We start from the raw sequence: 24,223 nt of genomic DNA, 5'->3' as shown, positions 1-24,223 counted from the left end.
TGTAAGCTTCCCTGAAAAAAAGACTGTTAGAGAATAGAAAAATGATTGATAACTTTAACGGTGTATTATGAAAGGGAAACGATTCAAACCGGAGCAGATCAGCAGGATCCTTAAGGAGTTCGAGGCAGGAAAAAGCGTTCAGGAACTCACGCGAGAACATGGTGTTAGTGCCGCCTCATTTTACAAATGGCGGCAGCGATACGGCGGGCTTGACGGCAGCGAGCTGAAACGTGTGAAAGAACTTGAGGAAGAAAACCGTAAGCTTAAGCGTATGTATGCAGAGCTTGCCCTGGATTTAGAGGCGGCCAGGGAAGTGATTGCAAAAAAGCTTTGAAGCCCTGCCAGAAAAAACAGATTGCCCAGGAATTGATGGAGTCAGGGAAAGGCATCAGCAGGGCGTGCCGGGTGTTGGGATTGAGCAAGACGTGTTACTATTATAACAGTATACGTGACGATAGCGATGTGGAATCAGCCCTACGTCAGAAAGCGGAGGATTTCCCGCGTGAAGGTTTCTGGAAAGCGTTCAGGAGATTACGCCGGGAGGGCCATTGCTGGAACCACAAGCGCGTCCACCGGGTATACAGGCTCATTGGACTGAACATCAGGAGGAAAGCAAAGCGGCGGTTGCCGCAAAGGATAAAGCAGCCGCTTGTTAAACCCATATCGCCCAACGACACCTGGTCTATGGACTTTATGAGCGACGCACTAAGCAATGGCCGACGGTTCCGTTCTTTCAACGTAATGGATGATTTCAACAGGGAAGCGCTGCATATCGAAGTGGACTATTCCCTGCGCAGTTCCCGGGTCGTCTGGGTATTGAACCACCTGATCAAACGCAGGGGTAAGCCGGGGAAAATCAGGATGGACAACGGCCCGGAGTTCATATCCCAGCTTTTAACGGAATGGAGTATGGTCAACGGCATTGAGTTTATCTACATTCAGCCCGGCAAGCCCACGCAGAACGGTTTTGTGGAAAGATTGAACGGGACCTACCGCGATAATGTGCTGGACTGTTACCTGTTTGACACCCTGGATGAAGTGAGGGAAATTACCTGGCAATGGATGGATGACTACAACAATCACAGACCGCACGACAGCCTGGGTAATATGTCGCCAACGGAATATGCTACTCTTTCGGCTTTTGAAGGCGATAAACAGGCGTGTTAGGGCAGTTAGGTTTAGGTTAATTTGATGAGAATTTTGTAAAATTACGCAGTCTTAATTGGGGGAAGCCGACACGATGATTTTAGGCATAATCAATATATTTTTGGAGGATACAATACCTATACACTTAACTATAAGAATTGGGGGATAAAGGCTGGTGCGCGACTTGAGGTGACCCGTATGCAGAGCGTGGGCATGGAAAACACAACAGAAGCCTTTTCAAGCACGTTTTTGAATGTGCTCCCAACAATAATATTACAAAGGAAACTAAGCACCACTAATAGTATAAAATTGGGATACACCAGCAGGGTACAGCGGCCCAATATAGAATTATTAAACCCCTATCCTATAATTAGCGACCCTCGTTACTTGAGTTTTGGAAATCCCAATCTTTCAGCAGTAAGAAACCATAAATTTGACTTGGACTATAGTTCGTTTAAAAAAGCAAATATTGTGATTGGTACTTCATATACGCTAACAAACAATGCGATACAGAGCGTTACAGAAATTGGTACAGACTCAATAAGCCGAACAACATATGGAAATACGGGAATAAGGCATCAAATAGGGCTTAATACAAATGTATCTAAATCTTTCGGGAAAAAATTCATGCTATCACTATCTGGCAATCTCAATTATGTTTTGTTAAAAGGATCTTTAGGTTCTGAGTATTTTGAAAACGACGGGGTATTAGGATTCGCTTATATGTTTATGAATTATAAGTTTAATGACGGATGGAATGCACAATTTTTTTCGGGTTATTCTGGCCAAATGGTGCGATTACAAGGAACTACAAATGGCTTTTTTTTCCATGCCTTTAGCTGCAATAAATCTTACTTAAATGATAGGTTGACATTTACTTTAAATGTGGCAAACCCATTCGTTAATTCTGTTACTATAAATAGTACAATCAGTTCAATATATTTCTTGCAAGAATATCACAGAGAGCAAGTCATAAGGGATATAAATTTTGCTGTCAGTTATCGATTTGACAAGCGAGGTCGCTCAACGAAAAGAATTAAAAAGATTAATAACGAAGACGAAGTGGCCGACTATTAAATAATTCAACGTGCTACACAATAATAAGATAATATTATATTGCTTAGTTTAGCTTGGTTTAGCCACACAAAGGAAGTCTGTTTAGGTAATCCAGTAACACCCAGACCACCCGGGAACTGCGCAGGGAATGCCACCAGATGCCCGATGTCATTGCTGTGTACTTGTAGGAAGCGTAAACCAAAACGTGCTTCCATACCCAACTTCACTTTCAGCCCATAGCCTGCCATTGAGCCTGCTGATGATCTCATCGCATAGATATAAACCGATACCCAAACCTGATGTGGTATGCTGGGTGATATCGTCAACCCGGTAAAACCTTGAAAATATGTGCTGAAGTTTGGCCGCAGGTATGCCGCGCCCGAAATCCTGGACGCCCACCTTTATCTCGTCTTCCGTGCAATTGAGACTAACTCTCACCTCGTCCGCATCAGGCGAATACTTAATGGCATTGGTGAGCAAGTTGGTAACCACCTGCTCGACACGCAGGTAGTCGCTGTATATTATACACGAATCAACCGTGGTATCAAACACAATGCGGTATTTTTCATTGGTATGCGCGATGAGCTCGATGGTCTCTTCCATAAGTTTCTTCAGGTCGAACGTAGCCATTTTCAGCTCAAGTTTCCCTGCTTCGATTTTGGATATATCCAATAGATCGTTGACGAGCGTTATCAGCTTTTTCATCTGACGCAACGCCTTTTGAATAAACTGCTTGCTTTGATCGTCGAGAGGCAGTCTTTCCAATATCTGCAAATAAGCATTGACACTGGTCAACGGTGTTTTCAACTCATGGCTTGCCAAACCAATGAACTCATTTTTTTTGTCATTCAACGCCTTAACTTCTTCATATAGCTTGGCATTGTCCAATGCAATGGCGGCTTGGGCAGCAATCGAGACTACCAAGCTTTCATGGTCTGCGGTAAACTTGCCAGGCTCGGGATGGCCGAGAAACAGCCCGCCCAGTACCCGTCCGGAACGCGACGATACCGGTACAGCGAGGTAACTTGTTACCGGCAGATGGCCTGCTGGCATGCCATAATGCGGCTGATTCCTGCCATAACGGGGGTCTTTCGTGATATCGTCCACGCGGACGGCGCCCTGACCGGAGAACGTGGGATGCAACATCGCTGTGTCGCGCGGCATACCGATATCTTTAAAGTCTTCAGGTGTTGCGCCGGAAAGGGTATACAACACGTGCGACTGTCCGTCGCGGTCGGTCTCGTTATAGAAGAACGCACCGAACTTCGCCCCCGTCAATGCCGTTGTGCTATCGGTAAGCTTTTGCAGTGTTTTATGCAAATCGAGATCTTCGGAGAGACTATTGACCATCGAATTGATGATTTCCAGCCGCTCGGTATAGCGGCGGGTAGACTCCTGCGCTGCTGTTTCTGCGCTGATGTCACGCGCGATTTTGGATGCGCCGATGATATGGCCATCATCGTCGACCAGCGGCGATACGGTGATTGACAGCGGAATCTCGCGCCCGTCCTTGGTCACCCGGATGGTATTGAAGTGATCTACCCTATTGCCCGCACGGATCTCACCGATAATATAATCCTCCTCAGGCAGGCGAGCGCGCGGGATGATCAATGAAATATGCTGGCCAATCGCCTCCTCCGGGGTATAGCCGAACATCCGCTGAGCCGCTTTATTCCAGCTGGTAATCATGCCCTGAAGCGTTTTACTGACAATCGCATCGTCCGATGTTTCCACGATTGCGGCCAGCCGTGCTTTCCGCTCGACACTCTCCTGGAGCGCTATCTCGTTTACCTTTTGTTCCGTAACATCCTGCACACAGCCGATAAACCGCAGTGGGTTGTCGTGATCGTCAAAATAAACCTTACCTTTTGCCCGTATCCAGCGCAACGGCTTGTTTGCGTGGCCGCCGGTGCGGTATTCGATATCATAGCGTCCGCCGGTTTTGGTCTTGTCAAGTGCATCACTGACTGCCATCTGCACGTGTTCGCGGTCATGCGGGTATAAGCCATCCAGAAAATCCTTTTCGTAAGTCACCTGGTCCTCATGGTCAACACCGAACAGTGCCCTGCACCGCTCATCCCAATCCAGCTTGCCACTTTTAACATCCAGATCAAACATGCCGAGCTGCGCTGCTTCTTTGGCCAGCCGGAACTGCTCGTAAGCCCGTTCTGCTTCAAACTTTGCTTTTACCTGCGCAGATACATCAGTGGCAATAGCTATCACGCCGGTGATCGCACCGTCGCCATCGCGATACGCCTGATAAACAAGGTTCTGATAGACGGTATCGATTTGTCCATCGCGCAGTAGCATGATAGGTTGCTCGTAAGCTTGGTAAGTTTCGCCCGTACGGTAAGCGTGATCGATCCATTGTTCGAGCCCCTGCCCCATAATTTCGGGTAGCGCCTCGGCGATTGGTCTGTGCATCACGGTTTTCCGCGGCCTTCCCCATAGCGCTATCATCAAGGTATTGGCCACCTCAATGACATGTTCCGGTCCGGTCATAAAGCACATGGCTACCGGTGCCTGAAGAATCGCATTATAAAGCATTTTTTCGCTTTGCTCAATGCGCTGCTTGGCCAGCACCGCATCCGTCACGTCTGCCGCGGTGTTCATTACCCCATATATGTTTCCGGCACGGTCCTTCAACGGTGTGAAGCTGTAGTTGAAGTAAAACGTCTTCCGCTCGCCAAGGATGACTAGATCCACCCGCTGGTTCCGGGCATTAAACGGTACGCCGGTGGTATACACCGCATCAAGTTGTTCATAAATCTGCTGGTCGGCCAATTCGGGCAACACCTCCGCATACCGCTTTCCGATCACGTCACTCCCTTTTCCCCAAACGTCTATAATCGCTTGATTGGCTTCTACGATACGCATTTCACGGCCGGTGTAAACCGCGATCGGGAAGGGAGCGTTGGCAATGATACTGCGCGTCCGATATGCGCGCTCCGCGAGCCCGTCGGTAGTTGTTTGCAATTCGTCAGCAACGGCAGCGGCCTTTTCTTCGATTGCGTCCGGTTCGTCGTTTGACGGATAAGTAGCGCGGTGCGCGCCGCCCACTCCCTCTCCCCCGCCCCCGGGCCCTGTGAGCTCCTCGATATCCATGCATGCCCCGACATAGCCGGCAAACGTGCCGTCAGCGAGGTAGTGGGGTGTACCCGCATCTACAACCCAGCGATATGCTCCATCATGCCTTCGCAGCCGATATGTCAACCTAAAGGCTTCGCGAGCATCAAAAGCGACCGCATAGGCTGTGGAACAACGGCGCTGGTCATCCGCGTGGATACCCTCCGTCCAGCCACCGTTCCGTTCTTGCTCCAATGTTCGGCCGGTAAAACGCAACCAACCGGAACTGAAGACATAACGCCGTTTATCAGGCGAGGCGATCCACATCATCGCCGGCGCATGGTCGACAAAGATGTTATTTATTTCGCCGATCGGCTGAAAGGGCTGCTTTTGTTCCATGATGCAAGTATAGGTATAACGCACAATATTTCATCAGCCATATCGCTCCATTATTTAACTGGTATTAAACGCTGGCGGGATGCGCAACGATAAGTACCAGATCCTCCGCCTTTACGTGGCTATCGCACCCGGCCAGTTTATTCCTATAAAATTGAAGTTACCGAGTAAGGGCCGTAATAATTTGTATATTTGACCCGGAACCGTATTATTCTTGAACATATCAATGCGGCCGACTGGACACCGCTTGCGGCTATTCCGGATAAATGCGTACACGAATAGATGTGCGGCAACGTTTATTAACATTAACTTAACATATTGATAACCGACCACTAACATGGTGTTCACACTTTTGCGTCATTTACAGTTGAGGTAATTATGGACTATATGTTGCTTATCGTTGCCGTTTTACTCGTCTTGGCCATTGCCGATATTGTAGTAGGAGTGAGCAACGACGCCGTGAATTTTTTGAATTCGGCAATCGGTAGTAAGGTCACGACCTATCGAAACATCCTCCTCATCGCATCTGCGGGGATATTAGCGGGGTGCTTTTTCTCCAGTGGGATGATGGAGATTGCACGCAAAGGAATTTTCCAGCCCCAGCATTTCACATTCGACAAGGTGATGTGGATATTTTTGGCAGTCATGCTGGCTGACATCGTGCTGTTTGATATCTTCAATGCACTTGGACTGCCCACATCGACGACCGTTTCCATTGTCTTCGAATTGTTGGGAGCTGCGGCAATGGTGGGCTTCCTCTTTGCTGCCGAAAAAGGCGAGCCCATTGGCGAAGTGATGAAATATATCAATATGGAGAGCACATTCTCCATCATCTCAGGTATTTTCCTTTCGATCTTAATCGCCTTCACCGCAGGTGTGGCCGTACAGTATTTCATCCGATCAGCGTTTACATTTCAATACGAGAAAAGGCTGAAGAACCTGGGAGCGCCCTTTTCCGGCATGGGCATTACCGTGATCATTTACTTCCTGTTGATTAAAGGGCTCAAGGGCACGACATTGGCACAGACGGAATGGGTACAAGCGTTGAATGACAACATCGCTGTTTTTATGCTGCTTATCCTTGTTGTCACAACAGCAATTTGCTTTTGGCTCCAGCGTCAATTTCAGGTTAATCCCATCAAGATTGTGGTAATAGCCGGTACTTTCTCCCTTGCAATGGCATTCGCCGGCAACGACTTGGTCAATTTCATCGGCGTTCCGATTGCCGGATTGATGGCATACCAAAACTGGGCAGAAAGCGGAGTCGCCGCGGATGCGTTATATCAGGACTACCTTGCGACGAGCGATGTCATCGTTCCGGCTTATATGCTGGGGATTGCCGGACTCGTCATGGCGTTGACCATTTGGCTAAGCGCGAAAGCGAAAAAGGTAACCGAAACAGAAATCAGTCTGGGCAAACAGGATGAAGATGGAAGTGATGACCGCTTCAAACCCAACAATGTATCCAGGCGCGTGGTCAAAACCGCCATGTTACTGGGCAATCTTTTTGATACGGTGATCCCGCGCAATGTGAAAAGGCGATATAACCTGAGTTTTGAACGGGATAAGCTGAGCAAGGCCACTCGGGTGGACCAGGACGCGCCTGCTTTTGACCTGATAAGAGCAGGAACCAACCTGGTATTGGCAAGTATACTAATCGCATGGGCAACATCCTTGAAGCTCCCGCTGTCGACAACCTACGTGACGTTCATGGTGGCGATGGGCACATCGCTGGCAGATCGGGCATGGGGCCGTGAATCGGCCGTATACCGGGTCACCGGTGTACTCAGTGTAATAGGCGGGTGGTTTATCACTGCGCTATTTGCTTTTTCCGTAGCTGCTTTCTTTGCGTTCGTGATTTACCAAGGAATGTTAGCAACAGGTATTTTGTTGGGTATCGTTGTCATTTATATCGTTATTTCCAATATCAAGTTTGCCCACAAGGAGCGCCAATCGAAAAAAGAAAAAAGCAGATTGAGCCTGTTGGAAGAGCCGGATCTGGATGTCTATATGCGCAGCAAGAATATGCTGGTAACCATGGTCGTTGAAGTATCGGGCCATTACAGCACGATCTTGAATGGTATACGAAGCAGCGATGCGGTTGCAATAAGGAAGGCGGACAAGGAACTTTCAGAATTAATTAACTACACATACAAGTTGAAACGGAACAGTCTCAGGGCCATCCGGCAGCTTGGCGCCGCCGACCGACGCTCTGCTGAAGTCATCGTTCACGGCGCCGACCTGATACAAGATATGCTCCAATCGGCAAAATTCCTGAGTACCGAAAGCCTCCAATACATCGAAAACCTGCATGAACCCCTTGCAAACGGTTTTATCACCACATTAGAGAACCTGGGAGCCAAAATGGATAGGTTTTTCAGGCTTGCAATAAACGAGCTTAACGAGGAAGACGGGCCTGATATCCCCTCGCTCCGCCAAAACCGCAATGAAATCAGGACATTCATCAATACCAATTTCGGAAATGAGTTGGATATCATCCGGCGCAAAAACATTGGCAGTAAACAAGCGTTGCTCCAAACCAGCATTTTTCTACAAAGCCGTGATATCCAAGCTGTGCTGTTTCGGATATGTAAGATCTACGGCAAATTTGAGAATTGATAACAGCAATTCGCTTCGCCTGCATCCACTGACGTGAAAGCCCCGAAACGGGGAGAATCGGGGCCTCACTAACTAACCAATTATAAACCTAAAAATTATGAAAAGACAAATTTTACTAACCTGAACCTATTTATATAACGGCTGAGAATCTGATTTGTTACGGGGTCAAATGTTAAGAATTGTTAACAGGCGGCCCCTACCATAGTTGCGCAACGTTACTATATTTGTATAAAAACAACATGCTATGATATTACAATCGTTAATCGCCGAGTTTGACCAAGAAGCAAACAGCACCAGAAAACTTCTGCAGGCTATCCCCGGAAAAGATATCGCGTATAAACCCTCGCCGATTTCCTGGACAATGGGCGAGCTTGCGCAGCATATTGCCACCATATACTATTGGTACGTGGGCGTCCTCAACCAAAATGTGTACGATTTGGCAGCCGATCGCCTTGAGCGTGGAGAACCGGGGGACATCAACGCAACACTTGACCTTTTCGAAAAAAACGTCGAAAAAGCCCGAACCGCACTACATGCAACAACAGAGGAAAGTTTACAAGATTTATGGACGATGAAAGTCGGCGACCGAACCGTGCTCGGCCCATTACCCCGGAAAGTTGTCGTCCGCAGCTTTCTCTTCAATCATGTGTATCATCACCGAGGCGAAATGATTGTTTACCTACGGGCTACGGACAATAAGGTACCAGGTCTTTATGGGCCAACGTACGAAGAAAGCACGGTTCGCTGACTACGGATCACGGTTATTTTTTCATTTCCAGGTTTATCAGTTCAACGGCCTCCGCTATCCGTTTCCGTCTCGTCTCCGGCCGCTTGGCCAGCGCAATGCGGTGCAATATCGCTTTTTTGTTCGTCTTACTCATGCTGTTAAAGTAACGTTTTGAGCCTTTATGCTGCCGGAATAAACTTTCTAAATCTTCTGGTATTTTTAATGCCTCTACGCTATCCAATAGGCCCCAGGAACCGTTTTGTTTGGCGATTTCTATGCTTTCGAAGCCGGCCTTGGTCATCAACCCGCTTTCGATTAATCGAACGGTTTTTTCCTTGTTGATTTTAGACCAGGTGCTGGTTGGTTTTCGTTTACTGAAAAATTGGATAGCGCAATCGGTATCTACTTTCTTTTTGGTACTGTCTATCCAACCGAAGCACAACGCTTCGTCAACGGCTTCGCTCCAGGATAACGTCGGCTTACCTGATTTTTTTGTATAAAAGACAACCCAAACGGATTGCTTTTCCCTATGGTTGCTTTCCAGCCAACTCCGCCACTCTTGCTTGTTTTTGGGATATATCGTTTCCATTTTTTCCTACACGGATGAATACTTCGTAAAGTAACATAGCGCCTATGACAACCCTATGTCAGCGGTCAACGGACTATTTTCGGCCCGCGTAGTCGCGCGGGGTCACGAAATGGGAAAAATATACAATTCACATTGCCTTTTGTCCATTCCTCAACAAGCTAACCTTCCGCATCTTTGCCTCATAAAATTTAGTGTAAAAAAATTAAAACAACGAAAAATGAACAATTCAGCTACAGCCACATGGATTGGCAAAATCAACAAGAAAAAGGAATTTTTCACCGCTACGCCGAAATTGAGCGCGGCACGACTATCTTCCTTAACGCCCAAAAATATGAAAACACGGGCATTAATCATTGGATTTATAGCCTCGTTGACATTAAACACCCTGGTTTTTTCACAAGGGAAAAGAATACCATATTCTGCAGGAAGGGAAGAGTATATCGAAGTAGAGAAGAATGTGCGGTTGCATGTCATTGACTGGGGTGAAGGACAACCCGTTGTTTTGATACATGGCTGGCCATTAAATAATGCGATGTATGAGTATCAGTATCAATACCTGGTACAGCGTGGGTTTCGGGTAATCGGCATTTCGCTCAGGGGATTTGGCAAATCGGACAGGCCCTATGGCCAATACGATTTTGATGTTTTTTCAGACGACATCAAGACGGTGTTGGAAAAATTAAAAATCGAAAATGCCGTGTTAGGTGGATTTTCTATGGGCGGCGCGGTCGTTATCCATTATGTGACCAAACATCAAGCGGCCCATGTCAGCAAGCTGGCCTTATTTGCAGCGGCAGCTCCTTCTTGGGTACAACGCCCTGGATTCCCTTATGGGCTGACGGAAGATGGCGCCGCTTCTTTTATCGAACTGACCCGGACTGACCGTCCAAAGATAGTTGAAGATTTTGACAGGGATTTCCCCGGCGCGGAAGGGGGAATTTCCAAGGGCATGTCAGACTGGCTAAAAAGCATCAACATGGACGCATCGCCTTATGCTGCCACCCAAGCTGTCGTCGCGCTGGCCAACATTGACTTACGCCCGGAGCTTGCCAACATAGACATCCCGGTAGCCATCTTCCACGGCGTAATGGACAAATTGTGTGACTTTGGGTTGGCGGAGGAACTCCAAAAAGGCATTAAAGATGCTTACATCGTAAGGTTCGAAAACAGCGGCCACGCGCTCTTTATCGAAGAGATGGAAAAATTCAACACAGCGCTCGAAGAATTCGCGAGAAAGTGAAATCATGCAACAAGCACTTGTGGGGTATTGATAGCCCCACAAGTTTTACCTATCCGCAATCAACGTAAGGTACAATTAACTATTTTTAACCATATTTTCACGAGCGATGATTGACACAAAGCAAAACCTTTTTGAAAGCAGCCTAAAAACCTTGGGGCTGATATCAGTCAATGAAGAAAAGGTGAACTCCATTAACGAGGGTGCCTACAGGGAGTACATCAAAGCGCTTTACCTTCCGAAAGGCGGTAAGCTGAGCGTTGACTTCACGGTGTACAGCCCGAAGCAAGCTGCTCTTTTCTTCGTTGCGCCCAATCAGCTTCTACAAATTGAAACGACTGGCGCTGAGTCTGGATACCTGATATTTTATAACCGAGATTTTTATTGCATTCAGATCCATGACAACGAAGTAGCATGCGACGGCCTGCTGTTTAACAACATCCACAATATGCCGCTGGTGGAAGTAGATGCGGAAGAAACGGTTTTCATCGATTATCTCTTCCGTCAAATGAAAGCTGAATTTGAGCTTCATGACTACTCGTTGGAAGAGATGATCCGCACTTACCTAAAACAGTTGCTTATCAGGTCTACCCGATTGTGGAAAAAACAGCATCTGGATACGGCGATTAGGGAGCAAAACAATGCCCTTGAGTTTTTTAGGAAGTTCACGCTTCTGGTGGACGCACATTACAAGAAGAAGCATACCGTAGCCGATTATGCAGACCTGCTGAATATGGCACCGAAGACCATCACCCATAAATTTAAGCGGCTAAACTTGCCGCAGCCCAACGAAATCATAAAAAGCCGAATCGTACTGGAAGCTAAACGGCTATTGGTCCATACATCGATGACCGCCAAAGAAATAGCCTATGAATTGGGTTACGACGATCCAGCCTATTTCAGTCGCCTGTTTTTAACAAAGACCGGAGAGTCACCATCCGGTTTCAGGACAAAATACCACGAACATCAGTAAAGGAAACTGTCAAAGGTGAAACCTAATGCACCAAATTCGGATTTCATGCCATCATATGCTTGGCGAAGTAAGCTCAAATCGCTCGAACGGGTTATCAACATAGCGCCAGCATCCAAAAGTTTTTGCGCGTGCAGTGCATCAAAGGCCGGTGTACCCCACCATTTTCCGGCGGACTTCGCTGCTTTGGCAACCTTGCCGATGGCCTCCCAATAGCGGTCGTCGTTAAAATTGCCGGTAAAGCCGTTGCGTATGCTGTAATCTCCAGGCCCAAAAAAGAGCAGGTCGACACCTGCGGTGCCGGCGATAGCCTCAGCTTGGTCCAACCCTGCCTTGTCTTCAATCTGGATGGCAATGAAGGTTTCCTCATTGGCCCATTTCAGATAGGCATGCAGGTCCATTAGCCCATAGGGCATGTCGGGACCTGCACCATCCAACCCACGGTCCCCCATTGGCGGAAATTTTGCATTCCGCACGACTTCTGCTGCCTCTTCAGCGGTAGTACACCTGGGATACATAATGCCCTGTGCTCCCGACTCAAGCAATCGAGCGAGGCGCATGAATTCTCCCTTCGCTGGCCGCGCAATGACATCGGCACTTCCAACCCGCGCGGCGCGCATCAATCCACTGACAGTTTCCAGACTGTGGGCATGGTGCTCCAAATCGACCCACAACAAATCAAAGCCCATCAAGCTCACCATCTCGAATATCGACTGATCGGCAAGGTGTAGCGTGGTGCCTAAAACTGGTTCACCTGACCGCCATTTGGCCAACGACTTACATGAGCGCATATTACGATTTTGTTAAGTTATTCTTTTGTTCAAAAAAACTGAAAGCCATCCCGCATACCACCCCGACAACTAACGCAACTGGCAAAATCCAAAGTACAGTAATACCAAGTACCCCGAAGTAAGCAACGGCAATCGCCGCGGCAATGGACGTCGCCCCCGCAAAGAGTGTCCCTTTTTCCGTAGCAAAGGGAACAAAAAGTGCCATAAAAAACAACACAAAAAGTGGTGCGACGAACAAATTAACGACTTTGACGACGACATCAAACAAATTGCCCTCGACGTAAGCGATAAAGATGCTCAATACCATCGTGACGGCTCCGGTGAGGTATGATAGGTTTCTTACTTGTCGCAAAGGATTTGACGAAGCTGCTCTTCGTGGCCACCATCGATGGAGTACATCCTGCGAAATGACCGAGGATACAGCGTTCAGCCCCGATGACAAGCTGGACATCGCCGCTGCAAGCAAGCCAGCGATCAACAGCCCGGAAATACCCGCGGGCAGACCGACCATGATAAACCTCGGGAACAGTGTGTCAGCCTGCCCCTGCAATGACGCGTGGTCCGCCAACTGGTGAGGCTTCGCCTTAAAATAGGCAAGCATTGCCAACCCGACCATGGCAAGCAAGATCTTTGCGAAGAGGTTGGTGTACAACGACACGCGAAGGGATCGCCGTGCCGTGGCCACGTCTTTCGTGGCCAAATAACGCTGAATAGCAAGCTGGTCCGATCCGGTGGTACAGATGTACCAGACAAAAAGCATGATCATCGCATTACCAATGGTAGAGCGTTCTTGCAAGTCAAACCCCAGGCGCGGCGGATTCCAATGAGCGGGCCATGCGGAGGGAAGCCATCCGGTAAAGGAACCGACACCGGCCATGACCACCGCAACGCTGACTAACCCGCCGCCAAGGAAAATGAGTGATTGAATCACATCGGTGACTACAACAGCCTTTAACCCACCCATTGATGTATAGACAATCGTGATAACCATCAACACAATACCGATAAGTGGCACGTAAGCACGGTCTATAGGCACGACCGTCAGCAACGCCACGTCGATGGTCACGTAAATGATGGTAGCCATCCACAGGAAACGCAGGGTTAAAAACATGAACGTAGCCATCACACGTACGCTCGGGCCAAGTTTGTACTCCAAGATTTCGTAAGCACTTGTAACGTTCATCTGCATGATTCTCGGAATCAACCACCATCCGGCCGCATAGTAAACAAAAGGGAATGCCAGCATGCCAGCAAAGATGGCTGGGCCGTGTTGAATCATTTCACCCGGATATGACAGGTAACTCAACGTACTCAGTAGCGTTGCAAAAAGTGATATGCCCACCGCCACCGGGTTCATTCTGCGGCCACCCAGGAGGTAGTCGTCCCGAGTTGTATTTTTTGTTGAATAATGCCAACCTATCCAGAGCATCAGCAGGCCGTAAGCGGCGATGACAGCCCAATCCAGAACGGTCAGCGAGTTCGTATGCCTACGGTCAATACGCAATATTGCGTAAGCTGCGGCCGCACGCACATCCGAAAGCTCGCCGGCCGTCGACACTATAGCACTGCCAGCTTCAGCCAAAGCATACAGCATGGCCAAGTCGTCTGGCCCCCCACTTTCGGCCAAGGCGAGCGACAACTCCATCTTTTCTGCCGCAGCGCCCTCGCTGGCTAGGGTAATCAACCGATCCTTGAGTTCAAAAAAACGTTGGGTGCCTTTCATCGCTTGCGGTGCTGCGGCCACTGCTGCCGCGAGGCAATAAACCTGCTGCGCATGGGGCGTATTATCACCAAGAGCGAGGTCGGCGAGCTCGTTCCATTGCCGGGTATCGAGCCTGCCGATATTCCGGATAGCATAGGCCGCCAATCGCCGTTCTCTGGTCTGCCGGCGTCCTTCGCTGTCGGCGATTATATGCAGTAAAGCGTCTACCGTCTGGTGCAAATTCCCGGCCGTGGCATAGCTGTTAGCCCATCGTATAAAAAGGTTCAGTATCGGATCGGCCGTATTCGGCTCCCATGTCGTTGGCATGCCCAGCTTGGCTAATGATTCCACAGCATGCACCCTGTCAAGTGCGGAAGTGTCGGCAGCAACACCTTGAATACGCGCCAGCCACTTCCCTTGTTCGGCTTCCCGTGCCGGCGCCGAAGCCAATACCCGCCAAATACCAATGCGATAAAAGGGTATGTGCCCCTTGCGCTGTGCCTCTTCGAGAAATACATCACGCACGTCATCCTGATAATCCAGTTGCAGCAGATAGCTGGCGGCATGGACTTTTTCCCATTGCAGCGTGTCATACAGCACATGGCGCAGGATGCGGACCATCTGCGATCGAGCATCGTCAGAAACGGGCCTTTTCTGCGCAGTACCGCATGCTGATGCCAGCAAGACAAACAGCCCACACGCAAGGCATCTCAGGTATTTTATTTGCTTATAGCTCATTGATGTGCGATGGTATTAAGCATGGTCGCACTACCGAAACTGGGGACCCCTTCCGCTAAGGCCGCTCGAAACTCGTCCAAATGATCAGCATAAACACCCCTCGGTGTAGTACGATGTTTCACGCACAGCGCCGCAGCCATCCCGACTACTTCCCCCATCATTCCCGTCGTTTTCATAACCCGAACCGTGCCCAGGGCAACGTGCGTAACACTAATATTTCGGCCTGCCATAAACAAGTTTGCAATATTGCGAGAATACAAGCAACGATATGGAATGGCATACGGTTCGATCTTGGTCTTCTCACAGCGGGCTCTAAATGGCTCGCCATGGAAATTTGGAAACGTACGGGGGTAATGCAGATCAATCGACCAGGTCGTTGTCACGCAACGGTCCGGAAAAAAACGCCGGCCGAAAATATCTTGCTCTTGCAAGATTACATCGCCCAATAAACGGCGTGATTCTCTTTTGCCGCCAATGTAAGCTACCCAATCCAGCCTGCGGTGGTTGAACTCCGCTTTATTGGTATACTTATTCTTCAGGAAAGACCAATTGCCGTAAACGACGCGCAGGCCGTAATCCCGGATATATTCGATTTCTTTAATTTGATCCCGGCCCAGCCCAAGTTCCCAGTCCCAGTCGCCTTTACGGGCTTTCTGACAACTTTGATCGTCAAACTGCACTGCCCAAGGGGTTTCCGGAAATCCGCAATCGGCCGCTTCATCAACCACGGAATACCACATGACCGATGTGCCCATGGTCAGGTTATCAGCAATTTCAGGAGCATGCGATTCACCGGTTTCAGCGACCGACTCCCTACCGGTACGGAAATCTGCACCAGCCAGGTAGCCCAGGTTCGCATCGCCCGTGCAGTCTGCAAACAGCCGCCCGCTGAATCGGCAGGGAACACCCGTTAGGATATCCACACCATCGACGGCTTGTATTCGGTCGCCATCCATATGTACTTGCTGAATGTGCGTATTCAAAAACAAACTGATGTTTGGTTCATTGCTTACCAAGTCCATCTTGAGGTGATCTTTGTACTCCGACGCTGGCCTTGCGTTTTGCTTTTGCTGAGGGTCCAGTTCATTGACTAAGTTACCAAGTGCCGGGAAAGGTTCCATATTCACCTTTCCACCGAGCTGCACCCTGATTTCGGAGCTGTTATTGCCGCCCACGACCGGTCTGTTGTGCACCAATGCAACCTTTAATCCAAGCCTTGCCGCAGCGACGGCGGCACAAATCCCCGCGATGCCTCCTCCGGCCACGACCAGATCAAACGTTCCCTTATCCCGGGGTTCGTTAGGTAATCCAAGCCACCGTTTCCTGAATGCCGTAAGTGCTTCGAGCGCGTTGGGAGGCTCCTCGCCATCCAAATCAAACACTATCGCGTCACAGCGGCCGTCAAATCCGGTCAGATCACGCAGCCTTATCTCGACCAGCCCAGCTTCGATGGCCGCTGTACCGCCGTATTGCCAGTGCCATTCACCATTTCGGTTACCGAACACCGTAGGTAGTACGCGACCATTGATAACCAGCTGAAAACGTCCGGGGCTTTCACGCTCATCGTAGCGGCTTACGTCAACGGCATCGTTCCAAGGCGCCGCCCATTCGCGCGTGCGAACCCAAATATGATAATTGCCCCCCTGTTTGAAAGGGATGCGTTTCACGGCGTCCTCCACCGGCTTACCCAGCCCATGCGCTAAAAGGTACGGCGATCCCATCACGTCCATTGCCTGATGGTCTACAACCCATCCGCCGAACTCATCGAAGCTTTCTGCCTCAACAATGATTTTATCTCTGTATGTATTCATAAGCTTTTTGATGTTTTCGGGTAGGCATCCGCTTGCGTCATAAATCTCACTGCACCTCCTCCCAACGAAACGCGAGCCGTACAATATCCGGATACTCGTCGTTTGCAACCGATCGGTAAGTTACGGTGTTCAACCAGGTTGCCCCGTCTTTTTCAGTCCAGTAAAATCCGGCATAATACCCGTCTTTGACCGGCAGGGTGCCGGTTTCATTGTCCAGCAATGCCACCTGCTCAATAGCCAGGTTTTCGGCATTCACCCGCAGCAACCCCAATTGCATAAATGCCGTCCCAGGCAATCGGATTCGCCCAAGCACATACAGCTTGCCATCCCTGGAAAAAATTCGGGGCCACCCGATCAGTCCTTCCAATATGCCTGTGCCCGTCAGGTCCTTTGCACTGACCAGGTTGAACGACTTGTCGAATTTCGCGATCTGGGTAGGTTGGTCGTGGTAACCACGCACCACCACTGCGAACCCGTCGGCTGTACGCAAAAAGGCACTTTCGTTAATCGCAATGTCTCCAAGGGCTTCCGTAATATTTTTGACAAACGTCCATGATTGCGCGGCATCTTCCGACTTCAAAACGGCTACAGACCACCGTCCCCCAGGGCGGTAGCCAAAGGACATCGCCAGCATATATATTACGTTATTGTCAATAACAAAGTCAAACGGATAAGCGTATTCAACACCGTCTACCAGGTTTAGCGTTGTCCATGGCTTATACGTCTTACCGTCATCCTCACTCGTGGTGTACAGCATGCCCTCCCGGTAATGCCGGCCATCAGGTCCCGTGTGTTGCAAATCAGTATAAAAATGCAGCTTACCGTCTGGCGTCTGTAACGGCACGGTGATCTGGAATTTCCTATCGGCTATGCTGCCGATGGTCTGATGTGCGGTGACGCGGTTTGTGGCGGTGCTCAGGCGGATGATGTCGCAAACTGCCTCGCGGTCATTGCCATGCGCCGTTCCCCGTTTGAGTGTGATCAACACCTCATCGTTTGGTAGTTGTATCAGCGCCGGGAAAGCCAGGTACTGCTTGTCGGCAAACTGCTTATGAGACAACAAAATCTGCGACTCCTTCGTTGCCGCTACAACCGTAGGCACGGTGTCCGCTCTTTGTTCTTGCGCAGCAAGTGGGAATTGGCAGATTAGGCAAGCGATCCAAGTTATAATGTTCTTCATGAGATTAATGCGTTGTTAGTTTGTTGGGAAAAACTCTGGTATAATTCGCTCGGCTTCAATCCGGACTGCGCCTACTTCTCGCTCATGGACACCGCGATATGGCCAGCGCAGCCGCGTAGTTATCGGCGCCCAGCCGCCCACGGCCGCCATTAGTTTGTCGACTGCCTGATTCGAATACTGGTACCGCGTAATGTATGGCCGGATAAGTTGCTCCATAAAGAGACCTATGCGCTTTTCAAGCTCCAGCGCCCGTTCCATATCTACCGCCATCAGGTGATACCAGGCTTGTGCGGCACCCGGATGCAGGCACGCTATATTGGAGTACGACCCGTCAGCGCCCGCCAATATTCCACTAGCGAGCGTATGGCCCGGCACACCGAGTGAAAGTTCGGGATCGGACTGGCGCATAGCCGCGTACCATGCGGCGTCACCGCCCTTTACTTTGCAGCCGGCCAACCGTACACCCGACTCACGCAATATCCCATATTCTTCCGGCAGTAACACCCGTTTTGCATGAGGCGGATTATACAATACCAGCCTAATCGGATTGGCGGCTTGCTGAACAGCCATCAGAAAATCGACAATCTCGTCCATGGAAGGTACTGTCCAGTCCGGAAGTATCACCTGTATGGCGTCGGGCTGTAAGGCAGCTGCCCGTTTGACACGTTCGAGCGCCAGCATAGGGTTGACATGGTTGCAGCCTATTTGGAACGGTGTGGCATTAGCCCTGCACCGCTCGGCCAGTAGTTCACTGATTTGATCAAACTCCACCTCCGATTGACTGTAAAATTCAGCGGCCGTACCGTTGGAATAAATGCCGCTCACCCCAAAAGCAATAAGCGCATCTATTTGTACCTCCAGCTTCCCGAAATCGATACTGTCATCCGTATTGAGGGGTAGCAAAAGTGTACACCAAGTACCTGTGATACGATTTTCCATGCGATTATTAGTTATATCCTTCGTTCTGCTCAAGATTCGGATTGATGTCTAACACTTGCTGCGGTACGGGGTAATAATAACGGGCACGCGATCCCATCGCCGACTCGAGCCCGTAGTTGCGTAAAAAATCCCGCATCACATCCAATGCGCGGTCCGTCCGGACCAAGTCAAACCACCGCTGATTTTCAAAACAGAACTCCATCCGGCGCTCATGCTCTACCCATCGTCTGAACTGCTGCTGATCTGATATATCAGTTGCTGTTTTTGGTGTTAGCCCCGCACGCTGTCTGATCCTATTCAGGATATCGAATGCTTCACCTTCGGGCACATAGCCCAGCTCATTGAGGCATTCGGCATACAACATCAGCACATCGTCGTAACGAAGCAAGATCCAGTCGATGTCCCACCCATCGCCCTGCACGGCGGGTCCATTCAAGTATTTTTTGCTAAACGGCTGGGATGTAATCACTTCCCCTGCATTGTTTGTCCATTCACTCCAGATCACCGCCTCTTTCCGCGTATCTCCATTTTCAAAACTGTTGATCAGATCGTTCGAGAGGAACAACTGAAAAGGGCTGCCGCCCATAGGCACCAGCGCCCGAGAAATAAAATTGGGTGTGTTACGAGTAGGAAACGGATTTCCCTCTCCGGAAACACCGGTTTTAAACAGCAAAGAGAATACCGCCTGGCGGCCCGACTCATGCTCGTGGCTGAAGACGTCCGCATAGTTTTCAAAAAACTCAAAACGCCCTGATTCAATGACTTCATGCAACAGGGTGGCGGCATCGCCCCAACGAGCAGCATGAAGCGGGTATCCACTCATAAACACAAGCACTTTCCCGAGAAACGCCTTTGCTGCCCAACTGGTTGCCCTGCCCTGATTGGCGCTGGGGTAATCAGGTGGCAGTAGGTTCGCTGCATCAATCAAATCCGATTCAATCTGGCGATACACTTCACTGATTTCATTGCGCCGTACCTGGTAACCTTCATCGATGGTCAACGTCGTTGTCACCAACGGCACCCTCCCCCACAACCGCACCAAATCGAAATACAGCAGCGCTCGGATAAACTTCGCTTCGCCTTCGTATTGACGGGCGGTTTCGATGGGCATATCTATCGCTACCATCTCTTCCAGCACTTTATTGCAGCGCTGGATCTTATTGTAATAATCGCTCCATGCTGTGAAAAGTATGGGCAGTAGGGATGTTTCTGAGAATCTTGAAATGTTCCCATCGTTGTAATCGAGGCTTTGGAAGGTATTGTCGCTCCTCGACTCGGTAAGCATGTATGAATATTGCTGGCTTACCATCGCACTTCTCAACCCGTTGTAGCAACCGAGCAGCGCTAAGTTGATATGCTCTTCCGTCTGGTAGTACCCTTCCACGGTGCGTTCAGATATCGGCACAAGGTCCAAGTTGTTACAAGCCTGTAACAAACCGGCCAACATGATAATAATAATGCGCTTCATGTCTTTGATATTAAAATTTAACATTCAATCCCAATGTAAAATTCCGGGCCAAGGGATAACTGGTTCCACTGTCTATATTCGGTGTCAGGCTTGTATTTGCATGATTTCCGGTCTGCGGGTTCCCGTGATAGTGATCATGCATGAACACATTATCCATACTGAAGAAAACACGCACACCGTTCACCGCCGTCCAGCGATTAAGCACGGTCTGAGGAAAAGTATAGCCAAAAGTGATGTTCCGGATGCTCCAATAAGAGCCGTCAAATAGCCAGAACGTGGACGGGGTCGTCATATTCTCGGTCACAGCAGCCCTCGGCACCATACCGTTGCCAGGGTTATCCTCCGAGCGCCAGCGGTTGCGCCACATTCCCCATACATTTTGGCGGGATTGCATATTGGAGCGACTTCCAATGTTTAGTATATCGACGCCCTGCTGACCATCCATAAATACCGTCAGGTCCAGTCCCTTGTAGGAGAAGGTATTCCTGAAGCCCCAGAAAAAATCAGGAAACGCATTGCCAACGATGTGAATATCATCTTGATCGATGCGGCCATCGTTGTTGTAATCTGTGTACTTGATATCACCTACATTTTGCGTCAGATAATGCGGATGGCTATTTAGATCGGCTTCATTCATAAACACGCCCTCCTGCTCAAAGAGATAATAACTGCCAATGGGCTGGCCGATTTGCGTAATGGTGACCCGATATCCCTCATTTGTGCCATAGATGGGACTTCCGTCAGGCCCAAGCGACAGCACCTTATTCCGGTTGGCCGAAATGTTAAAAGCGGATGTCCACCGGAAAGCTCCCGCTAAGTTAACCGTATTTAGTTCAAATTCCACCCCCTGATTCCGCACACTTCCCACGTTTTGAAGCGCAGTGGCAAAACCTGTCACTTCCGGAATCTGGACATTCAAAAGCAAATCCTTGGTATCTGCTCGATAGAAGTCAAACCCTACCTGTACACGGTTATTGAACAGGCCGACATCAAAACCGATGTCTGCGGTATAAGTCTTTTCCCAGCCTAAAAAGGTATTACTGAACGACCCAGGACTATAGCCCGCAACCTTCTGCTGATCAGCACCGATCACGTAGTTAGTTGCATTTAAAGTTCCCAAAGCGGCAAAATTCCCAATATTGTTATTTCCAGCAACTCCATAACTTCCGCGCAGCTTTAGCTCCGACATCCAATCGATACCTTCCATGAAGCGTTCCTCGGTCATGCGCCATCCCAAAGAAACAGACGGAAACCATCCCCAGCGATTGTCCCGGCCGAATCGTGAACTTCCATCCCGTCTAACACTGGCCGCTATCAGGTATCTATCTCGATAAGAGAAATTCGCACGCCCGAGAAAAGACATGAGGTTCCAGATGGTCCTGTCGGAGCCACCCGAATTCAGGATGGTGCCCGCATTTAACGTTCGGATTTCATCGTCGGCAAACCCCTGCTTCGTCAAGTTCATCCCGCCCGTAGTTGCCTCTTGATAGGTAAACCCGCCCATGACGTCCAGATCCCAATTGTTCCGGACCAGTTGGTAGGTCAGGGTATGTTCGGTCAGATAGTCCTCGTATGTGGCACTTGAAGCGGTACCTTGGCTGCCGTTGCCACGGTTGATGTTGTTCGGTATAAAGTATAGGTTTTCAGACGACCACTGCTCCGTACCAAACGTCGAGCGTAACTTCAAGCCTTTTGCCAAGTTAAATTCCGCAAAACCGTTCACCAGCATCTGCTTTCTCTTCGTTTCATCCGTGTATTCATTCAACATGGCAATCGGGTTGATTAATGCAGCCAGCACATAGGGGTAATAACCGCCCTGTTCGGTCTGTTGATCGATGCCAACCACAGGTGGCATGATGTGTGAGCGGCTCACCGGACCGCCGAACCAGTCGGTCCTGGGATCGTTGACCCGGTTAATTCCGGCGGAAAGATTAATTCCTACGTTGATCCAGTCGGAGACCCTCGATTCAATATTTGAGCGGAAACTCAGCCGGCGGAAATCCGATCCGATAAGGATGCCCTTTTGGTTAAAAAAGTTGCCCGACAGATAGTACCTTGACTTTTCATTTGCTCCTGACGCAGAAAGCTGAAAATTTTCCACCGGCGCAACGCGGTCTACGAGGCGCTGCCAATCGTTATCCGGCAGCGACCCGGGATCACTGAGCCAAACGGGGTCAATCCAATAATTTGAGTTTGCCCGTGCGCTATTGGGATCGTCGGCACTACCGCCCTGCAATACCCAGCTATTATTCCGCTCCTCAATGGCATACGCTATCCACTCATCGCGGTTCAACACGTCATATCGGCTAAACCGCGACTGTAAGCCCACTGACGCATCGACCTGAATAACAGGCGTACCTGCTTTGCCCGACTTCGTGGTGACCAGCACGACACCGTTTGCGCCCCGCGAACCATAAATGGCTGCGGAGGCCGCATCTTTAAGCACCTCGATGGATTCGATATCGTTGGTATTAAGCGTATTCAGATCACCTGAAATCGGGTATCCATCTACGACATACAAGGGGCTGTTTGCGAAGTTGATAGAGCTTGTTCCCCGCACTTTTACATCCAGCACTTTACCGGGTGCACCACTCACTTGCTGTACCTGTACCCCTGCCAGCTTTCCCATCAACGCTTGGTCCACCCTTCCCACAGGTCGCTCCTCCAAATCGCTGGCGGTTACCCTGGCTATAGCCCCCGTCACACGTGTGCTCTTTTGCGTGCCATAACCAACGACCACCACTTCCTCCAAATCGGCCATTGCGGATATTAGGCGCACATCGATTACGTTACGACCGTTGAGCGCAATCTCCTGTGTGGCGAAGCCTACAAAAGAAACGACCAATACGGCATGCTCAGCAGGCACGTTTAAGGTATAGCGCCCGTCGGCATCGGTCGAGGTACCGGCATCCGTGCCTTTCACTTTCACCACGGCCCCAACAATCGCTGTTCCGTCATCGTGGTTGATGACCCGTCCCGAAACGGTTTGCTGTGTTTTCACATGCTTAGCCTGCACCTCCAGTAGACTTACGCCCTGTGCCAGGCAGAAAAGCAGGAGCGGGCTCCACAACGCAAGCAAGCGTTTTCCAAGTTTTGGATACATTTTCATACGCTTTTCATTTTTAAGTTTATTCGTTGTTAGTTTATTTTTTTTCGTAGAAAATCATTGATTAACCGATCTGGATATAACGACATATTCGCTGTATCATGGCCACCCGGTGCCTTGTACAGTTCAACCGATCCACCGAACGGCTTTACATCCTGCACGAGCCGACCGGAATGCGCCTCCAAAGGCACTGTTTGATCGGCTATGCCATGAAAAAGCATCAAGGGTATCTGTGCAAGCGCCTTTGGCGCCGCAGCTGGATTAATGTCTTTAAAAGCGCTATCGCACCGCCACGCATGACGTGCAGATGTCAGGCGTTTGAAAGCATCGGAGAGATCATAGACGGCAAATGTACCCAAAGCCCTATCCACAATAGCCGGATATTCCTTTATCAAACGATACATGAGCACCCCCCCTGCCGAACTGCCCCACAATACCCACTTTTGCTGCACGCGGAAATTCGCTTCAATGTACCGATAGGCATCCAATACCGCATTAGCCCCCGATCAGTACCCCAAGTGTCGCTTCCGTTAGAGACGACTACAAAAAGATACCCGTTTTTGACGGCCAGATCGCGCTGACGCACATAAAAAGCATTTGCCTTGCTGTCTCCAGGCTTATAGCTTCGTGCTTCACGGCCACTACCATGTAAGGCTAATACGACGCGGTACCCATCTTGCGT

At 49.6% G+C, this 24,223-nt stretch carries 16 protein-coding genes; 6 read left to right on the top strand and 10 right to left on the bottom strand.

Annotated elements, in window-relative coordinates:
• The first annotated feature begins 67 nt into the window (after positions 1 to 67).
• Together B5X72_RS19950 and B5X72_RS19945 are read left to right on the top strand one after the other, a co-directional pair.
• Positions 68 to 1,167, top strand: a protein-coding gene (locus tag B5X72_RS19950; protein WP_139378560.1) for an IS3 family transposase whose coding sequence is annotated in 2 segments (ribosomal slippage) — positions 68 to 320 and positions 320 to 1,167 — 1,101 coding nt in all. Because the reading frame shifts where the segments join, the coding sequence is not laid out codon by codon here.
• A gap of 54 nt (positions 1,168 to 1,221) precedes the next feature.
• On the top strand, positions 1,222 to 2,223 hold the full coding sequence (locus B5X72_RS19945; RefSeq protein WP_079718701.1) for an outer membrane beta-barrel family protein: 1,002 nt from the start codon (positions 1,222 to 1,224) through the stop codon (positions 2,221 to 2,223).
• A gap of 147 nt (positions 2,224 to 2,370) precedes the next feature.
• Here the strand turns inward: B5X72_RS19945 and B5X72_RS19940 are convergent, their stop codons facing one another.
• Positions 2,371 to 5,667, bottom strand: a complete 3,297-nt coding sequence (locus tag B5X72_RS19940; protein WP_079718700.1) for a PAS domain S-box protein — start codon at positions 5,665 to 5,667, stop codon at positions 2,371 to 2,373.
• A gap of 375 nt (positions 5,668 to 6,042) precedes the next feature.
• On the opposite strand from B5X72_RS19940, the gene B5X72_RS19935 reads away from it, so the two are divergent.
• Positions 6,043 to 8,283 carry an inorganic phosphate transporter gene (locus B5X72_RS19935; protein ID WP_079718699.1) on the top strand — a complete coding sequence of 747 codons (2,241 nt, stop codon included), beginning with the start codon at positions 6,043 to 6,045 and terminating at the stop codon, positions 8,281 to 8,283.
• A gap of 244 nt (positions 8,284 to 8,527) precedes the next feature.
• Positions 8,528 to 9,031 (top strand): DinB family protein, encoded by a 504-nt coding sequence (locus tag B5X72_RS19930; RefSeq protein ID WP_079718698.1) that lies wholly within the window; start codon positions 8,528 to 8,530, stop codon positions 9,029 to 9,031.
• Between the two features lie 13 nt (positions 9,032 to 9,044).
• Here the strand turns inward: B5X72_RS19930 and B5X72_RS19925 are convergent, their stop codons facing one another.
• Positions 9,045 to 9,599 carry a YdeI/OmpD-associated family protein gene (locus B5X72_RS19925; protein WP_079718697.1) on the bottom strand — a complete coding sequence of 185 codons (555 nt, stop codon included), beginning with the start codon at positions 9,597 to 9,599 and terminating at the stop codon, positions 9,045 to 9,047.
• A gap of 217 nt (positions 9,600 to 9,816) precedes the next feature.
• Here B5X72_RS19925 and B5X72_RS19920 point away from each other — a divergent pair, with 217 nt between their 5' ends.
• Positions 9,817 to 10,839 (top strand): alpha/beta fold hydrolase, encoded by a 1,023-nt coding sequence (locus B5X72_RS19920; protein WP_233632694.1) that lies wholly within the window; start codon positions 9,817 to 9,819, stop codon positions 10,837 to 10,839.
• 106 nt (positions 10,840 to 10,945) lie between these two features.
• A complete protein-coding gene (locus B5X72_RS19915; RefSeq protein ID WP_079718696.1) occupies positions 10,946 to 11,809 on the top strand; it encodes a helix-turn-helix domain-containing protein in 864 nt (287 codons plus the stop codon).
• On the opposite strand, the gene B5X72_RS19910 is transcribed toward B5X72_RS19915, so the two are convergent.
• Genes B5X72_RS19910 through B5X72_RS19875 form a run of 8 tightly spaced genes read right to left on the bottom strand, consistent with a single transcriptional unit; the run spans position 11,803 to position 24,029 of the window.
• Positions 11,803 to 12,597 (bottom strand): HpcH/HpaI aldolase family protein, encoded by a 795-nt coding sequence (locus B5X72_RS19910; RefSeq protein ID WP_079718695.1) that lies wholly within the window; start codon positions 12,595 to 12,597, stop codon positions 11,803 to 11,805. The two genes, B5X72_RS19915 and B5X72_RS19910, sit on opposite strands and share 7 nt — an antisense overlap.
• Before the next feature lies 1 nt (position 12,598).
• On the bottom strand, positions 12,599 to 15,037 hold the full coding sequence (locus tag B5X72_RS19905) for a sodium:solute symporter family transporter (protein WP_079718694.1): 2,439 nt from the start codon (positions 15,035 to 15,037) through the stop codon (positions 12,599 to 12,601).
• A complete protein-coding gene (locus B5X72_RS19900; RefSeq protein ID WP_079718693.1) occupies positions 15,034 to 16,848 on the bottom strand; it encodes an FAD-dependent oxidoreductase in 1,815 nt (604 codons plus the stop codon). The genes B5X72_RS19905 and B5X72_RS19900 overlap by 4 nt, the downstream gene beginning before the upstream one ends.
• Positions 16,849 to 16,894: 46 nt before the next feature.
• Entirely contained in the window at positions 16,895 to 18,028 is a 1,134-nt protein-coding gene (locus B5X72_RS19895; RefSeq protein ID WP_079718692.1) for a sialidase family protein, read from the bottom strand.
• Positions 18,029 to 18,043: 15 nt separating this feature from the next.
• Positions 18,044 to 18,967: a dihydrodipicolinate synthase family protein gene (locus B5X72_RS19890; protein WP_079718691.1), complete on the bottom strand. Its 924-nt coding sequence runs from the start codon at positions 18,965 to 18,967 to the stop codon at positions 18,044 to 18,046.
• Between the two features lie 7 nt (positions 18,968 to 18,974).
• Positions 18,975 to 20,435 carry a RagB/SusD family nutrient uptake outer membrane protein gene (locus B5X72_RS19885; protein WP_176146278.1) on the bottom strand — a complete coding sequence of 487 codons (1,461 nt, stop codon included), beginning with the start codon at positions 20,433 to 20,435 and terminating at the stop codon, positions 18,975 to 18,977.
• A 10-nt stretch (positions 20,436 to 20,445) separates the two neighbouring features.
• Positions 20,446 to 23,538, bottom strand: a complete 3,093-nt coding sequence (locus tag B5X72_RS19880) for a SusC/RagA family TonB-linked outer membrane protein (RefSeq protein WP_217698173.1) — start codon at positions 23,536 to 23,538, stop codon at positions 20,446 to 20,448.
• A gap of 35 nt (positions 23,539 to 23,573) precedes the next feature.
• Positions 23,574 to 24,029, bottom strand: coding sequence for an alpha/beta hydrolase family protein (locus B5X72_RS19875; protein WP_079718688.1), 456 nt, complete (start codon positions 24,027 to 24,029; stop codon positions 23,574 to 23,576).
• Positions 24,030 to 24,223: the final 194 nt, after the last annotated feature.

It is taken from the genome of Parapedobacter luteus, from assembly GCF_900168055.1.
Taxonomy (GTDB): Bacteria; Bacteroidota; Bacteroidia; order Sphingobacteriales; family Sphingobacteriaceae; genus Parapedobacter; species Parapedobacter luteus.
This window is presented reverse-complemented; position numbering and strand designations above follow the sequence as displayed.

Bases quoted from the DNA above. Each gene is read 5' to 3' on its own strand.
- B5X72_RS19940 (WP_079718700.1), bottom strand. From the start codon at position 5,667: ATGGAACAAAAGCAGCCCTTTCAGCCGATCGGCGAAATAAATAACATC.
- B5X72_RS19910 (WP_079718695.1), bottom strand. From the start codon at position 12,597: ATGCGCTCATGTAAGTCGTTGGCCAAATGGCGGTCAGGTGAACCAGTT.
- B5X72_RS19920 (WP_233632694.1), top strand. From the start codon at position 9,817: ATGAACAATTCAGCTACAGCCACATGGATTGGCAAAATCAACAAGAAA.
- B5X72_RS19905 (WP_079718694.1), bottom strand. From the start codon at position 15,037: ATGAGCTATAAGCAAATAAAATACCTGAGATGCCTTGCGTGTGGGCTG.
- B5X72_RS19895 (WP_079718692.1), bottom strand. From the start codon at position 18,028: ATGAAGAACATTATAACTTGGATCGCTTGCCTAATCTGCCAATTCCCA.
- B5X72_RS19880 (WP_217698173.1), bottom strand. From the start codon at position 23,538: ATGTATCCAAAACTTGGAAAACGCTTGCTTGCGTTGTGGAGCCCGCTC.
- B5X72_RS19935 (WP_079718699.1), top strand. From the start codon at position 6,043: ATGGACTATATGTTGCTTATCGTTGCCGTTTTACTCGTCTTGGCCATT.
- B5X72_RS19915 (WP_079718696.1), top strand. From the start codon at position 10,946: ATGATTGACACAAAGCAAAACCTTTTTGAAAGCAGCCTAAAAACCTTG.
- B5X72_RS19925 (WP_079718697.1), bottom strand. From the start codon at position 9,599: ATGGAAACGATATATCCCAAAAACAAGCAAGAGTGGCGGAGTTGGCTG.
- B5X72_RS19930 (WP_079718698.1), top strand. From the start codon at position 8,528: ATGATATTACAATCGTTAATCGCCGAGTTTGACCAAGAAGCAAACAGC.
- B5X72_RS19885 (WP_176146278.1), bottom strand. From the start codon at position 20,435: ATGAAGCGCATTATTATTATCATGTTGGCCGGTTTGTTACAGGCTTGT.
- B5X72_RS19890 (WP_079718691.1), bottom strand. From the start codon at position 18,967: ATGGAAAATCGTATCACAGGTACTTGGTGTACACTTTTGCTACCCCTC.
- B5X72_RS19900 (WP_079718693.1), bottom strand. From the start codon at position 16,848: ATGAATACATACAGAGATAAAATCATTGTTGAGGCAGAAAGCTTCGAT.